This window comes from Verrucosispora sp. TAA-831, from assembly GCF_050780145.1.
In the GTDB taxonomy this organism is placed as follows: domain Bacteria; phylum Actinomycetota; class Actinomycetes; order Mycobacteriales; family Micromonosporaceae; genus Micromonospora.
Genome location: NZ_CP192240.1, coordinates 4,347,641 through 4,360,826, shown reverse-complemented (window position 1 = coordinate 4,360,826; position 13,186 = coordinate 4,347,641). Strand labels below are relative to the sequence as shown.

Here is a 13,186-nt window from a genome sequence, read left to right as displayed (position 1 = left end):
CCCGGCGGGGGTACGGCGATGTCCGGTGGCGGGCAGCCGCACGAACTCCGGGTGATCCTGCCCTCGTTCACCAGCGGATCGACGGGGTGTGCTGCAACGATGCAAGGCGTGGGAACTGTGAAGACTGCGCCGCCCGCCATCTCGCCCCTCGCCGGCGAGCCGATCAAGCGTGCCGACGCCGAACGGCTCGCGGGGGTGCTGAAGGCGTTCGCCGACCCGGCCCGGCTACGACTGCTCAGCCTGATCCAGTCGGCTCCCGAGGGAGAGGCGTCGGTCAGCGACCTCACCGAGCCGCTCGGACTCTCCCAGCCGACCGTCAGTCACCACCTGCGGATCCTCACCGAGGCCGGCCTGCTCGAACGTGACAAGCGCGGCGTCTGGGCGTACTACCGCCTGGTGCCGTCCGCGATCGCCGCGGTCGCCGACCTGTTGACCCCACCGCGCAAGCGAGCAGCGAAGAAGTCTCGCTGAGTTCGTCTCTGATCCAGGCGGTGCCGGCACCCCACCACCGCTGTGACACCGGGACCTGAGACGTTTCGAGGCGTCCTGGTGCGACACCGACGCTCGGTTGCACCGTCCGCCTGAACCCGCGTGCACTCCCGACCATGATCTAGGCCACGGTGACGGTGCTGCCTGCTTTGGTTAGGGTGGCCTCGCCGTGGTGTTCGGGAAGCCGGTGTGAGACCGGTGCGGCCCTCGCCACTGTGATCGGGATGCTGGAGGCCACGCAAGGTCACTGGGCGTAAGCCTGGGAAGGCCGGCCACCGGCGCACCACCCGTCAGCCAGGAGACCGGCCACGGCACCCGTACGACCGTCCACGAGGTGCTGGAAGGTGGTCCCGCTATGCGGTTCCCTGCGTCCTGGCGCGTTGCCGCGCCGCTCTCCATCGTGCTCGCCCTGCTCGGCGGATGCGCCACGACCGGCGACAGCGAGCCGGCTGCCACGGCCTCCGCCGCCGGGCCCGTCACACTCACCAACTGCGGCACCCCGGTCACGGTCCCGGGCCCTCCGGCGCGGGCGGTGACGATGAACCAGTCTGCCACCGAGATCATGCTGGCGCTCGGCCTGCAGGACCGGATGGCCGGCACCGCCTACCTCGACGACGAGGTGCTGCCCGAGTACGCCGCCGCGTACGCGCAGGTGCCCGTGCTGGCCAAGGAGTACCCGTCGAAGGAGAAGCTGCTCGACCTCGCCCCGGACTTCGTCTACGCCTCCTTCTCCAGCGCGTTCGGCGACGAGGGAGCAGGTGACCGCGCCGATTGGCAGAAACTCGGCGTGACCACGTACCTCTCCACCGCCGGCTGCCCGAAGGACACCCGGCCGGCGAAGCTGGCGATGGACGACGTGTTCACCGAGATCCGGGAGATCGCCGCGATCTTCGGCGTCGCGGAGCGGGCCGAGACGCTGATCGCCGACCAGAAGCAACGCATCGCGGACGTGTCGGCGGGTGCGAAGGGCGCGCGGGTGCTGTGGTGGGACGGCGGCAACGACGCGCCCAGTGCCGGCGCCTGCTGCGGCGGCCCGGCCATGATCATGTCTGCGGCCGGGGTCACCAACATCTTCGACGACCTGACCGGCAGTTGGGCCGACACCAACTGGGAGGCCGTCATCGAGCGCGACCCGGACGTCATCGTGCTCGTCGACGCGAGCTGGGACACCGCCGCCGCCAAGCAGGCGTTCCTCGAGAAGCACCCGGCGCTCAAGGACCTGCCCGCCGTCAGGGACAAGCGGTACGTCACCGTACCCTTCTCCGCCACCTCCGCCGGCGTGCGCAACGTGCTCGCCGTGGAGGCACTGGCCCGGGGCGTCGGCGGGATGAGCAACTGACCACCGTCACCACCCGGCCGGCACCGACCCCGCCCAAACCGACCCGGACGGTGCGACCGGCCGCCGCCGTGGTCGTACTCGCGGGTGTCCTGCTGTTGTCGGTGGCCGCGGCCGTGACGGTGGGGCCGGCAGACCTCTCACTGGGCACCGTGTGGCGGGTCGTCACCGGTCATCTCGGCCTGGCCAGTTCCGACGTGCCGCTGCTGCGCGACCACATCGTGTGGGAACTGCGGCTGCCGAGGGTCCTGGGCGCCGCCATGGTCGGGGCCGGCCTCGCCGCCTGCGGCGCCGTCATGCAGACCGTCACCCGCAACCCGCTCGCCGACCCGTACCTGTTGGGTGTCTCCTCCGGCGCGTCGCTGGGGGCCGTCGCCGTCCTCGTCCTGGGACTCGGCGCGGGCGCGGCGGCGCTCACCGGGGGAGCGTTCGTGGGGGCGCTCGCCGCGTTCGCCGTCGTGGTCGCCGCCGCCGGCCGGCGAGCGGTGCTGCGACCCACCCGGGTGGTGCTGGCCGGCGTCGCCGTCGCGCAGATGTGCGCCGCGCTGACGACATTCGTGATCATCTGGGCGGCCCAGCCGCACGCGACCCAGAGCATCACCTTCTGGCTGTCCGGCTCGCTCGCCCGCGTGGACTGGACCGCCCTGGCGTGGGCGACGCCGCTGCTCGCGACGGGGTTCGCCGTGATCCTCCGGTTCGCCCGCGCGCTCAACGCGTTCGCGTTCGGCGAGGAGGCCGCCGCCGCCCTCGGCGTGGACGTGCGGCGTGTCCGATGGCTGCTCCTGGTCACCACGGCGCTGCTGACCGCCGTGCTGGTCTCGATCAGCGGCGCGATCGGGTTCGTCGGGCTGATCCTGCCGCACGCCGTGCGGCGGTTCACCGGCCCCGATCACCGGCGGCTGCTGCCGGTCGTCGTCCTCGCCGGAGCGATCTTCCTGATCTGGGTGGACACCGCGGCCCGGACCCTGTTCGACCCCCGCGAGCTACCGGTGGGCGTGCTGACCGCCCTGATCGGGGTGCCCGCGTTCGTGCTACTGCTGCGCCGAGGGGACCGGAGCACCTGATGCTGGAGATCCACGACGTCTCGTGGTCGGTGCCGGCCGCTCGACTCCTCGACGGGGTGACCTGCTCGGCGCCGCGCGGCACCCTGGTCGGACTGCTCGGCCCCAACGGGTCCGGCAAGACCACCCTGCTGCGGGTCGTCGCCGGGTTGATCGCCCCCGGATCCGGAACCGTGACCGTCGCCGGCGACGACGTGGCCGGGCTGCCGCGTGCCACCGCCGCACGACGGATGGCCCTGCTCGCCCAGTACGCCGAGACCGACCTCGACCTGACCGCACTCGACGTGGTACTGCTCGGCCGCACTCCGCACCGCCGCTCCCGCTGGTCGGACACCGACACCGACCGGGCCGCCGCCGCCGACGCCCTCGACCGCGTCGACATGACCGGCTACGCCCACCGCCGGTGGCAGACGCTCTCCGGTGGGGAACGCCAGCGGGTCCAACTCGCCCGGGCACTGGCCCAGGAACCGCAACTGCTCCTGCTCGACGAACCCACCAACCACCTCGACATCGGCCACCAGCTCCAGTTGCTGGGCCTGGTCCGGCGCAGCGGCGTCACCACCCTCGCCGCACTGCACGACCTCAACCTGGCCGCGATGTTCTGCGACCTCGTGGTGGTGCTGCGCCAGGGCCGGGTCGTCGCCTCCGGACCCCCTGCCGAGGTGCTGACGCCCGCGCTGCTCGCCGACGTGTACGCCGTGGACGCCGACGTCGCCCTGCACGACGGACGCCCGGTCATCACCTACCGGGCACCGGTGGCATGAACGTCCTGCTCGTCTCGCGCGGAGCGACGCACCACGGCGGCCACGACGCGATCCACCGCCTCGCCGCGCAGGTCGCCGAGGCCACCGGCGTGCCGGTGCGGGCCTGCTTCCTCGACGGCGCCGAACCATCGCTGCACACCGCCCTCGACGCCGTACCGGAGCACGGAGAAGTCCTGCTCGTGGCCGCGCACCTACCGCCCGACCGGTACCTCGACACCTGGCTGCGCCGCGCGGTCGCCCACTGGCGTACCACCCGGAGTCGGCAGGTACGAGTCCTCCTCGCCCCACCACTGGCGACACGCCCCGCGCTGGTCGCCGCCGTCAGCGACGCCATCACCGGCGAACACGCCACGCTCGACGGCAACCCCGGACCGTTCCGCAGCCCGGCCTGGTCACGGATCACCCGACACCGCCGACACGTACTGCTCTGCCGTGGGCCCCGCTGCACCGCGTACGGCGCCGGCCAGGTCGCCGCCGCCCTCGGCAACCGCCTCAAGGAGCACGGCCTCGGCGACGACGACGTCCTGGTCACCCCGACCGGCTGTCTGTTCCCCTGCAACCTCGGCCCGCTCGTCGTCGTCTATCCCGACGACACCTGGTACGAGCACGTCGACGCGGACCTCGCCGTCCTCATCGCCGACGGACACCTGCGCGACGGCGCACCGATCGACGGCGGACGCCGCCGCGACTCGTGACCGCGAAGCCACGGCCCACCCGCCCGCAGGCCCGCTCCGGCCTCAGATCAGCAGCAGGGTCTTCCCCACGGCGGTACGGTTCTCGATCGCGGCGTGCGCGTCGGCGGCACGGTCCAACGGGAAGGTCTGCCCGATGACCGGCCGGACGACCCCCGCCGCCGCCTGGGCGATCATCTGCTCGACCCACCGCACCATCTCCGACCTGAAGCCGGACAACTGCGCGATGCCGATCACCTCGATGCCCCTACGGTGTGCCTCGGCGGGCTCGACGAGCGTGCCCCCCGCCGCTGGCGGCGCCGTGCATCGAGAAACGGCCGCCGCGGGCCGTCCCCTCGAACGCGGCCCGCCCGATCTGACCGCCGACACCGTCGAACACCACATCCGGTCCGGCACCGCCGGTCGCTTCGCGTGGTCCAGTCCGGTTCGGAGTAGTCGACCACCACGTCGGCGCCCAGTTCCCGGACCACGTCGAGCTTCCGCGAGCCGCGGGCGGCTCCGACCACCCGCGCCCCGGCCGCACGAGCGAGTTGCACCAGCAGACTCCCCACCCCACCCGCCGCCTCGACGAGGACCCAGTCGCCGGCGTCGATCCTGGCGTGCTCGGTCAGCCCCTGCGCCGTGCTGCCGTCGCTGAACAGGGCGGTCGCCTCCGGCAGACCCAGGCCGTCCGGTACCGGAAACAGGACTCCGACCGGTGCCACCGCCCGCTCGGCGAAACCGCCGGGGCCAGGACTCGCCGCCCCCGCCAAGCCGGATCCACCTGCGCTCCGACCGCGCTCACCAGCCCGGCCACCAGACCCGGTGACGTGGTGGCGCTGTCCGCGGCCTGACGCCTCTCATTCGTTCGAGGACTGTCGATCAATCGTGTGACCGTCCACAATGGTGCAACGTGTCGATCCCGAACCGGTCGTCGGTCCGCTCGTCGAGAGGTGATCCGTTGTCTGATCTTGTGCTTACCGAGAAGCGTGGTCTGACCACCGGCCCGGAACCGATCGGCGCCGCACTCCAGCGACAACGGGCGAACTTCCTGCGCCTCGTCATGCGCCTCGATCCGGCGGGCTGGACGGCGAGAACCCGCTGCACCGAGTGGTCGGTGCACGACGTGGTCCGACACGTGGTCAACGTGGCAGAGCTGCACGTCGCGCTGCTCAGCGGCAGCCCGGAGATCGCACGGTTCCTGCGTCACGGGCCCATCCACCCCGCCCGCACACCGGCGCTGTGGCTGGCGGACTCGCCGAAGCAGAGCCCGGACCAGACCCTGCGGACCCTGGGGGAGTTGGTCCAGCGGGAAGGGGAACTGTTCCAGGCGCGGGCCGCCGGACCGGAAGGTCCCTTGCTGCCGGCACCGAGCGGACGCCACGTGCACTGGTCGACGCTCTCCCTGCACATGCTCTGGGACGCGTGGATCCACGAGCGGGACGTGGCGCTGGCGCTCGGGTCGGAGCCGGAGTCGAGGATCGAGGACTTCCCGCTGGTCACCATGTACGGTCTGCTGATCGCCGGGGGGATCGGCGTGCTCACCGGCAACCCGCCGGCCACCACGCTCGCGCTGCGGGCCAGCATCGAGTCGCGGTACGAGATCGGTGTCGCCGAGGACGACGTGTTCGTCGCAGCGGGTGGTGTCGACGATGTGCAGGGGCACGGTACGGCCGACGATGTGCTGGACAGCCTCACCGGTCGTGAGCCGGATCTCGCCCTGGCGCTGACGGCCCCGGCCCCGGTCCTCGCCTCCCTGGGTGGACTTCGCCAGGTGATGTGACGGCGTGCCGTGTGGTGCGAACACTCTCACCTCCTGATCAGCGGTAGCGGCCTGCGCGGCGGCCCGGTCTTCCGGGCCGCCGCGCCGGCTTTCCGGTAGTCGGTGTGCCCGGCGGAGACGGGTGTCGTCACCGCGAGGGCTGCGCCTCGACCACTGGGCGCAACTCGATCGGATGGTTGAGGGGATGCGCCGAGGTGCCGGGTGCGGCGGAGAGGAGAGCGGCGATCTCGATGGCGCGCCGGGGCCCCGTGCAGTCGATCAGCCAGTAGCCGGCCAGAGCGCGGGCGCCGAAGGAGCCCACCACCGCCGACGACCCTCCGGTGTCGGCGCGGACGATCAGCGACCGTCGGTGATGAGCCAGGGTGTGGCTGCTCACCAGTTCCCCGGTCGTGGTCAGGGTTTGGTGCAGGTCGTCGAGGTACCGGAAGTGCGTACGGAGGTCTTCTGCGCTCCAGTTCCTGGTGCCGGGTACGGCGATGCTGTCGTGGTCGAGCCAACTGAGCATGATGAACCGCACGGTGACCTCCCTGACGGTGGTGGCAGCGGACCTCGCATGATGGGTCGAAGCTCGCCGTGCGGTTCTCGACATCCACCATCGTGGAACGGCTGCGGTATCGGCGGCCGACGCGGCGGCGGTTATCGCAGACTGCCGTACCTGGCGGGGATAGGCGGGGCAAAAGCGGCATACCTCGTTTGTTGCCGTACGAGGGTTCACTGTCTGATGCACGATCGAGCGATGACTGGCCTCAGAGATGTGTGTGCCCGCGCGCGGGACCGGCTGCCGTGGATGACCACTCGACTTCGTGACCTTGTCGCCTGCGAGTCGCCACCGGGAGCCGCCGACGAGTTGACCGCGTGCGCGGATCTCCTTGAGGACTGGGGCACCGCTGCCCTCGGCAGGCCGGCGCGACGGATCTGGCTCGACGGTCTGCCCCATCTGTTGTGGCCTGCCGAGCGGCAACGGGTCCTGCTGCTCGGGCACTACGACACGGTGTGGCCCGCCGGCACCGTACGAGACTGGCCGTTCGCGATCACCGGGACCGTCGCCACCGGCCCAGGGGTCTGCGACATGAAGGCCGGCATCGTGCAGATGCTCGCCGCCGTGGAGCTGCTGCCCGACCCGTCACCGGTGGGGCTCCTGCTCACCTGCGACGAGGAGAGCGGCTCGCCGGCCTCGCGTCCACTTATCGAACAACAGGCGGCCCGCTCCGGTGCGGTCCTGGTGGGCGAGCCGAGCACCGAGTCGGGTGAAGTCAAGATCGCGCGTAAGGGCGGATCGGTGTACCAGTTGACGGTGCGGGGCCGAGCGGCACACGCGGGCGTCGAGCCGCATCGCGGCGTCAACGCGGGTGTCGAACTGGCCCACCAACTGCTGAACGTGGGGACGTTGGCCGGTGACGGCACGAGCGTCACGCCGACCGTACTGACCGCCGGCACGATGACCAACGTGGTGCCCGAGGCGGCCGTGATGCACGTCGACGTCCGGGCGTGGAGCCGCGACGAGCTGCACCGAGTCGACGAGGCGCTGCGGAGCCTCGTACCGCGGCTGCCCGGCGCGACGCTCGTCATCGAGGGCGGTGTCAACCGCTACCCGATGCCCGAGGCGATGGGTCGTCCGTTGCTCTGGCAGACCCAGGCGGTCGCTGCCGAACTGGGGTTACCGGCCGTCGACGGCGCGTACGCCGCCGGCGCGTCGGACGCCAACTTCACCGCCGCGCTCGGCGTACCCACCCTCGACGGGCTCGGCGGTGTCGGTGGGCACCCGCACGCCCGAGGCGAGTACGTCGATCTGGCGCGGGCGCCCGAACGGGTCGCACTGCTCGCCGGGCTGATCACGCGGCTTCTCGCCGCGCGTGACACGCCCCTGACGACCGTCGGACCGTAGCCTGACGGCGGGCCGCGACGACGTGGCACCGCCAGGTGACGGGAAGGCGGCACAGGCGTGTCTCACCAGCGGAGCAACGGCTCGGACGACGCACCCGGCGTCCGGATCGGGGTGGAGGAGGAGTTCTTCCTGGTGGACGGGGAGAGCCGGGCGGTGGCCCCGGGCGCCGCCCGCGTCGTGGCGCGGGCCCGCGAACAGCTCGGCGATCGGGTCTGTGGGGAGATCACCACCGTGCACGTGGAGACCCGGACCCGCCCGGTCACCTCCATGCGTGACCTGATCGACGATCTGGTCGAGGCGCGCCGGGTGGTCGCCGGCTGCGCGGTCGACGCCGGGCTCCGTCTCGTCGCTGCCGGCACGCCGGTCATCCAGCCTGACGGCCCGGTACCGATCGTCGAGGGTCCGCGGCCGGCCAGGGGCACCGCGATGTTCCGTGGCCTGCACGACGATCTGGCCGTCTGCGCCCTGCACGTGCACGTCGAGATGCCCGACCGCGAGTATGCGGTGCAGGTCAGCAACCATCTGCGGGCACACCTTCCGTTGCTGATCGCGCTGACCGCGAACTCGCCGTACTGGCGTGGTCGGGACACCGGTTACGCGAGCTGGCGGACCGTGATGTGGTCTCGCTGGCCGGTCGCCGGGCCGCCGCCACGGTTCACCTCCGCCGCGCACTACGCGCAGACCGTGGAGGCCGCCACCGCCGCCGGTGCCACCGTCGACTCCGGCACGCTGTTCTGGGACGTACGTCCCTCGGTCACCCACCCGACGCTGGAGATCCGGGTCGCGGACGTGCCGGTGACGGCGGAGGAGTCGGCGCTGTACGCGGCGCTGGTCCGGGCGCTCGTGGTCCGCGCCGTGGCGTCGGTCGAGCGGGGTGAGGCGGACCACGACGTACCGGCGGAGCTGTTGCGTCTGGCGTACTGGCGTGCTGCCCGAGACGGGCTCGACGGTGACCTGATCGATCTCCGTACCGGGCGCCTGATGCCCGCGACCGCCCTGGTCACGGGGCTGGTCGGTGCGTTGCAGCCGGTGCTGGAGCAACTCGGTGACCGCGGGTTGCTGGACCGACGGCTGCGCCGCCTGCTGGCGGCCGGCAGCGGTGCCCACCGGCAGCGCCGCGCGGGCCGTCGCCGGGACCGGCCCGCCGACGCCGTGGACTACCTGATCGCCCAGACGGTGCGCGGCACCGCCCTCGACGAACCCGTCGAAGAAGGCTCTCTGCCGTAAGCGGCGACCGGCTCGGACGGGGATGCTGGGTTGGTACCCGAGGGCAGGAGAGGGTCGATGGAGGCGAGAGGCATGGGTCAGCAGCCGGTGAGACGTGACGAGACGGAGACGGTCGGGGTGAGCCGAGCCTTCGCGGACCGGATGGCCACGAGACGGTCGGTGCGGCACTTCTCCCCGAGGCCGGTGCCGATGGAGGCCGTCGAGCAGGCCGTCCGGGCGGCGGCCACCGCTCCGAGCGGTGCCAACGTGCAGCCGTGGCGGTTCGTCGTGGTCGCCGATCCGGATCGCAAACGACGGTTGCGCGCCGCCGCCGAGGCCGAGGAACGGGAGTTCTACGAACGACGGGCCACCGCCGAGTGGCTCGCCGCGATCGCGCCGCTGGGCACCGACTGGCGCAAGCCGTTCCTCACGGACGCTCCCGTGGTGATCGTCGTCTTCGAGGTGCACCAGGGACCGAACTCACCCAAGCCGTATTACGTCAAGGAGTCCGTCGGGATCGCCGTCGGTGTGCTCATCACGGCCCTGCACCACGCCGGACTGGCCACGCTGACCCACACACCCTCGCCGATGCGCTTCCTCAACGAGGTCTGTGACCGTCCCGCCGAGGAGCGGCCGTACGTGGTGATGCCGGTCGGTTACCCGGCACCGGGGGCCACCGTGCCGCACCTGGACCGCAAATCACTGCGGGAGGTCCTGGTCCGGCTCTGACCCGCCGCGGCGGGACCGACCGAGTTCCCGGGTGAAGTACCGGTGCAGCGGCTCGATGTGCCGGTCGGGGCGGCGCCACTGCGCGAGCAGATCCTCCAGCAGGTGGAGTTCGTCCACCTGCGTCCGGCCGTGGTAGCGGCGGATGACGGGGTGGATGAAGGCGCTCTCCGCGGCGCGGTCCGGCTGTGGGTGCCGTTCGATGGCGAAGACGTCGCGGTAGTCCTCGCGTCCCCACCGCAGGCCGAAGGTGTAGTAGTGCGGCTGGTCGTGGAAGCGCTCCCGGGCGTAGTCCTCCGGCAGGTCGGTGTAGTGCCGCACGCTGCCGGCGACGTCGTCGACGACCAGGGCGTCGCAGAGGTACTCGAACTGGGTCCACAGGGCCGAGCTCCAGTTCACCCGGTCCAGCACCAGCGAGGTCAGCGCGTCGGGAGTGCGCAGGACGGTGCGGTGCGGAAGGGGGACTCCCTCGTACCGCTCGCGGAGCAGCGCCGTCAGCGTCCGCAGATTGTAGCGAAATCCATCTATGAAAGCCGACGATGCCCGCTTGAAGTCACGGGCCTGGGCGATGGTCCCGGCGAAGTAGAGCCCGTCGACGTTCGTCGACTGCCAGTCCGGCCGGGTCGCCGGCATGCGACCGCTGGGCACCAACTCGGGGCGACATCCGTCGGTGAACAGGCTGGTGTCCATGGCGAAGCCGGTGCACCTCAGCACCGACTCGTACGGCAGCACCGCCGTCTCGCCGTCGGCGTGGGTGTAGGTCAGCCGGACCTCGTACCGGGAACCGTCGCGCCGGATCTCGTCGATGACGCAGTCGAGCACCGCGTGCAGCGTCTTGAACTGGTAGCTGTCCAACACCGCCCCGTGATGGCCGCGGACGTCTCCCGGATGCTTGGTGTTCCAGGCCAGCCGAATCGACCGAGGACTGGCCAGGTGCACCATCGCGGCGTGGCCGAGGATGGCCGAGGCGGTCTCGAACGCGGAATTGCCCTTGCCGATGATCAAGACCCGTTGACCCGCATAGCGACTCGGGTCGACGTCCAACTCCTCGTAGCCGACGGCGTGCTCGATCCCCGGTATCGGCGGGACGTTCGGCCGACCCCAGCCGATCGCCACGACGACGCAGCGGGCACCGATCGGGCCGGCGGTGGTGTGCACGACGAATCCGTCCCCGGTCGCCTCGATCCGCTCGACCGCGGTGTCGAACCGGATCCGCAGCTCGTGGTGGCGGTGGAAGTCGTCCAGGTAGCGCACCATGTCGTCAGCGTGCGGAAAGTACTCCTGGCTGTACTTCGGAAAGGGCAGCTCAGCCGGCTCCTGAAGCAGCGAGTTCCAGTCCCACCGCAGCCGGATCTCCGGGTCGTCGCTGACCGCGTGCACCTTGTTCAGGGAGATCAACCGGCGGTGCCGCGGATAGTGGCGGAAGAAGGCCGCCGGTGCGGACTCCCGCTCCACCGTCAGGTAGTCGCAGCCGGCCCGGTGTAGATAGTAGCTGAGCTGCAGGCCCGCCGGCCCTCCACCGATGATCACATAGCGGTGCTGCGCGCTGACGCCGGAACCGGTGTCGTCCATCCGCCACGCCTCCACTTCGCCGGTGCCGAGAACACGACGGTCCCGATCCGGACGGGGTGCTGTCAACGGCCTCGGACACGCCAGAGCCGGGCCGATGGGCCCGATACTCGGAGAACGGCGATGGACGGCGGGAAATTGAGCACGTTCGAAGAAGTCCACGACCGCTGCGCGTGCCACCATCCGATGACCGCAGGCGTCCGAAGGCCGCCGGAGAGCCACACCGTCCACCTGAGAGGTGACCTCATCGCGCACATCGATCTCGGCCTCGACGAGGCGAAGCACCCCGGCATCGTCGGCCTGATGCGGTACCGCCCCGAGACCGCCAAACCCCTCAACGAACTCGCCGAGGTGCTGCTGCGCGGCCCCAGCTCACTGAGCCGGGGAGAGCGGGAGCTGATCGCCGCGTACGTCTCCGGCCGCAACGAGTGCGAATTCTGCTGTACCTCGCACTCGTTGTTCGCCGCCGCCCAACTGGACGAGGGCCTGCCGCTGGTGGAGCAGGTCCGCGCCGACCCCGAGTCCGCGCCGATCTCGGCCAAGCTCAAGGCCCTGCTGGGCATCGCCGCGGCGGTGCAGCGGTCGGGCCGTGACGTCAGCGGCGAACTGGTGCGGGCCGCCCGCGAACAGGACGCCACCGACGTCGAGATCCACGACACGGTGTTGATCGCCGCCGCATTCTGCATGTTCAACCGATACGTCGACGGACTGGGCACGGTGGCACCGGAGAGCCACGACGGATACGGCGACTCGGTACGTCGGGTGGTGACGGAGGGCTACGGCACCTGAGGCCGTCCGGAGACTACGCGGCCTTCCTGGCGCGAGGCCGGCGCGGCGCGGGTTGCGCCGGCACGACCTCCGACGGCGACGCTGACGTTGCTCCGGCGTCAGCGGCCGGAACCGACGCCACCGCGCCCTCCGGGGTGCCGCCGACCTTCGTGGCCACCAACGCCAGCACCGCGGCCCGGTGTTCGTCCCGCTCGTCGTCGGGATCGAACCGGTCGGTCATCGCGTCGACGAGCGAGGTCGTGCGGGCGAGTTCCGGCGCCGGCACCACCACCGGGGAGGACAGGAACGGGAACTCCGGGACGCGCAACTCGTCCGGCCAGACCATCGTGTGCATGACGAGCATGTCCTCGCGTACCCGGATCGCCGCCAGACGCTCCACCTGACGCAACGTCACCCGCGCGAGGGCCGCACGACCACTGCCGCGCAACGCGTCACGCAACAGCGTGTACGGCAGCACCGCGATGTCGTCCGGCTCCAGGAAGTACGTCCGGTCATAGAGGACGGGGTCGATCTCGTCGACGCGGACGAACCGGCCCACCTCGATGGCGCGCGATGCCGGCGGACGCAGCGCGGCCAACTCCTCGTCGCCGACGACGACCAGCAGCCCGTCGTCGGTCTCGTACCCCTTGGCGACGTCCTCGTAGGCCACCTCACGGTCGCAGTCGTCACAGAACCGGCGAATGCCGATCCGGCCGCCGTCGTCGCGGTGCACCTGCCGAAACCGTACGGTCTTCTCCTCCGTGGCGGCATGTACCCGCACGGCGATCGACACGAGACCGAAGGAGATGGCGCCTTTCCACATTGCCCGCATTACCGCTCCCTGGCTGGTCGTGATCCCTGGCGTCAGCGTGGCACGGCGTCACGGGCAGTCGCTTCCTCAGCCGTGCGCGACCCGCGCCGACCCCGA

The 13,186-nt window shown here is 71.2% G+C and carries 15 protein-coding genes and 1 riboswitch; of the genes, 10 read left to right on the top strand and 5 right to left on the bottom strand.

Translation table 11 applies throughout. The annotated features are described in order from the left end of the window. Positions 1-99 precede the first annotated feature (99 nt). From ACQVFL_RS19470 to ACQVFL_RS19450, 5 genes are all read left to right on the top strand, one after another. On the top strand, positions 100-471 hold the full coding sequence (locus ACQVFL_RS19470) for an ArsR/SmtB family transcription factor (protein WP_396697146.1): 372 nt from the start codon (positions 100-102) through the stop codon (positions 469-471). Between the two features lie 151 nt (positions 472-622). Further along, a riboswitch (cobalamin riboswitch) is annotated at positions 623-814 on the top strand. Positions 815-844: 30 nt separating this feature from the next. Next, positions 845-1,828 (top strand): ABC transporter substrate-binding protein, encoded by a 984-nt coding sequence (locus ACQVFL_RS19465; protein ID WP_431727240.1) that lies wholly within the window; start codon positions 845-847, stop codon positions 1,826-1,828. A 50-nt stretch (positions 1,829-1,878) separates the two neighbouring features. After that, entirely contained in the window at positions 1,879-2,889 is a 1,011-nt protein-coding gene (locus tag ACQVFL_RS19460) for a FecCD family ABC transporter permease (protein WP_396697150.1), read from the top strand. Further along, positions 2,889-3,650 carry an ABC transporter ATP-binding protein gene (locus tag ACQVFL_RS19455; protein ID WP_396697152.1) on the top strand — a complete coding sequence of 254 codons (762 nt, stop codon included), beginning with the start codon at positions 2,889-2,891 and terminating at the stop codon, positions 3,648-3,650. Before ACQVFL_RS19460 ends, ACQVFL_RS19455 begins: the two co-directional genes overlap by 1 nt. Beyond that, positions 3,647-4,345, top strand: coding sequence for a CbiX/SirB N-terminal domain-containing protein (locus ACQVFL_RS19450; RefSeq protein WP_431727239.1), 699 nt, complete (start codon positions 3,647-3,649; stop codon positions 4,343-4,345). The genes ACQVFL_RS19455 and ACQVFL_RS19450 overlap by 4 nt, the downstream gene beginning before the upstream one ends. 42 nt (positions 4,346-4,387) lie before the next feature. On the opposite strand, the gene ACQVFL_RS19445 is transcribed toward ACQVFL_RS19450, so the two are convergent. Both ACQVFL_RS19445 and ACQVFL_RS19440 read right to left on the bottom strand, forming a co-directional pair. After that, on the bottom strand, positions 4,388-4,579 hold the full coding sequence (locus tag ACQVFL_RS19445; protein WP_431727238.1) for a zinc-binding dehydrogenase: 192 nt from the start codon (positions 4,577-4,579) through the stop codon (positions 4,388-4,390). Next, complete coding sequence (locus tag ACQVFL_RS19440; RefSeq protein ID WP_431729853.1) at positions 4,576-4,848, bottom strand: hypothetical protein; 273 nt, start codon at positions 4,846-4,848, stop codon at positions 4,576-4,578. The genes ACQVFL_RS19445 and ACQVFL_RS19440 overlap by 4 nt, the downstream gene beginning before the upstream one ends. Before the next feature lie 434 nt (positions 4,849-5,282). On the opposite strand from ACQVFL_RS19440, the gene ACQVFL_RS19435 reads away from it, so the two are divergent. Next, a complete protein-coding gene (locus ACQVFL_RS19435) occupies positions 5,283-6,104 on the top strand; it encodes a maleylpyruvate isomerase family mycothiol-dependent enzyme (protein ID WP_396697158.1) in 822 nt (273 codons plus the stop codon). A 127-nt stretch (positions 6,105-6,231) separates the two neighbouring features. Here the strand turns inward: ACQVFL_RS19435 and ACQVFL_RS19430 are convergent, their stop codons facing one another. Further along, positions 6,232-6,621, bottom strand: a complete 390-nt coding sequence (locus ACQVFL_RS19430; RefSeq protein ID WP_396697160.1) for a YciI family protein — start codon at positions 6,619-6,621, stop codon at positions 6,232-6,234. 219 nt (positions 6,622-6,840) lie between these two features. On the opposite strand from ACQVFL_RS19430, the gene ACQVFL_RS19425 reads away from it, so the two are divergent. From ACQVFL_RS19425 to ACQVFL_RS19415, 3 genes are all read left to right on the top strand, one after another. Beyond that, the gene (locus ACQVFL_RS19425) at positions 6,841-7,989 is read left to right on the top strand and encodes a M20 family metallopeptidase (RefSeq protein WP_431727237.1); all 1,149 of its coding nucleotides are present in this window, start codon (positions 6,841-6,843) and stop codon (positions 7,987-7,989) included. A gap of 57 nt (positions 7,990-8,046) precedes the next feature. Next, complete coding sequence (locus tag ACQVFL_RS19420) at positions 8,047-9,216, top strand: carboxylate-amine ligase (protein WP_431727236.1); 1,170 nt, start codon at positions 8,047-8,049, stop codon at positions 9,214-9,216. A gap of 72 nt (positions 9,217-9,288) precedes the next feature. Further along, on the top strand, positions 9,289-9,924 hold the full coding sequence (locus tag ACQVFL_RS19415; protein ID WP_396697234.1) for a nitroreductase family protein: 636 nt from the start codon (positions 9,289-9,291) through the stop codon (positions 9,922-9,924). Here the strand turns inward: ACQVFL_RS19415 and ACQVFL_RS19410 are convergent. Continuing rightward, the gene (locus ACQVFL_RS19410; RefSeq protein WP_396697166.1) at positions 9,895-11,493 is read right to left on the bottom strand and encodes an NAD(P)-binding domain-containing protein; all 1,599 of its coding nucleotides are present in this window, start codon (positions 11,491-11,493) and stop codon (positions 9,895-9,897) included. The genes ACQVFL_RS19415 and ACQVFL_RS19410 overlap by 30 nt on opposite strands. Before the next feature lie 243 nt (positions 11,494-11,736). Between ACQVFL_RS19410 and ACQVFL_RS19405 the strand changes: the two genes are divergently transcribed. Next, positions 11,737-12,279 (top strand): carboxymuconolactone decarboxylase family protein, encoded by a 543-nt coding sequence (locus tag ACQVFL_RS19405; protein WP_396697236.1) that lies wholly within the window; start codon positions 11,737-11,739, stop codon positions 12,277-12,279. A 13-nt stretch (positions 12,280-12,292) separates the two neighbouring features. Here the strand turns inward: ACQVFL_RS19405 and ACQVFL_RS19400 are convergent, their stop codons facing one another. Further along, positions 12,293-13,090: a Ku protein gene (locus tag ACQVFL_RS19400; protein WP_431727235.1), complete on the bottom strand. Its 798-nt coding sequence runs from the start codon at positions 13,088-13,090 to the stop codon at positions 12,293-12,295. Between the last annotated feature and the right edge of the window lie 96 nt (positions 13,091-13,186).

Bases quoted from the DNA above. Each gene is read 5' to 3' on its own strand.
- ACQVFL_RS19415 (WP_396697234.1), top strand. From the start codon at position 9,289: ATGGGTCAGCAGCCGGTGAGACGTGACGAGACGGAGACGGTCGGGGTG.
- ACQVFL_RS19470 (WP_396697146.1), top strand. From the start codon at position 100: ATGCAAGGCGTGGGAACTGTGAAGACTGCGCCGCCCGCCATCTCGCCC.
- ACQVFL_RS19400 (WP_431727235.1), bottom strand. From the start codon at position 13,090: ATGCGGGCAATGTGGAAAGGCGCCATCTCCTTCGGTCTCGTGTCGATC.
- ACQVFL_RS19425 (WP_431727237.1), top strand. From the start codon at position 6,841: ATGACTGGCCTCAGAGATGTGTGTGCCCGCGCGCGGGACCGGCTGCCG.
- ACQVFL_RS19455 (WP_396697152.1), top strand. From the start codon at position 2,889: ATGCTGGAGATCCACGACGTCTCGTGGTCGGTGCCGGCCGCTCGACTC.
- ACQVFL_RS19450 (WP_431727239.1), top strand. From the start codon at position 3,647: ATGAACGTCCTGCTCGTCTCGCGCGGAGCGACGCACCACGGCGGCCAC.
- ACQVFL_RS19410 (WP_396697166.1), bottom strand. From the start codon at position 11,493: ATGGACGACACCGGTTCCGGCGTCAGCGCGCAGCACCGCTATGTGATC.
- ACQVFL_RS19465 (WP_431727240.1), top strand. From the start codon at position 845: ATGCGGTTCCCTGCGTCCTGGCGCGTTGCCGCGCCGCTCTCCATCGTG.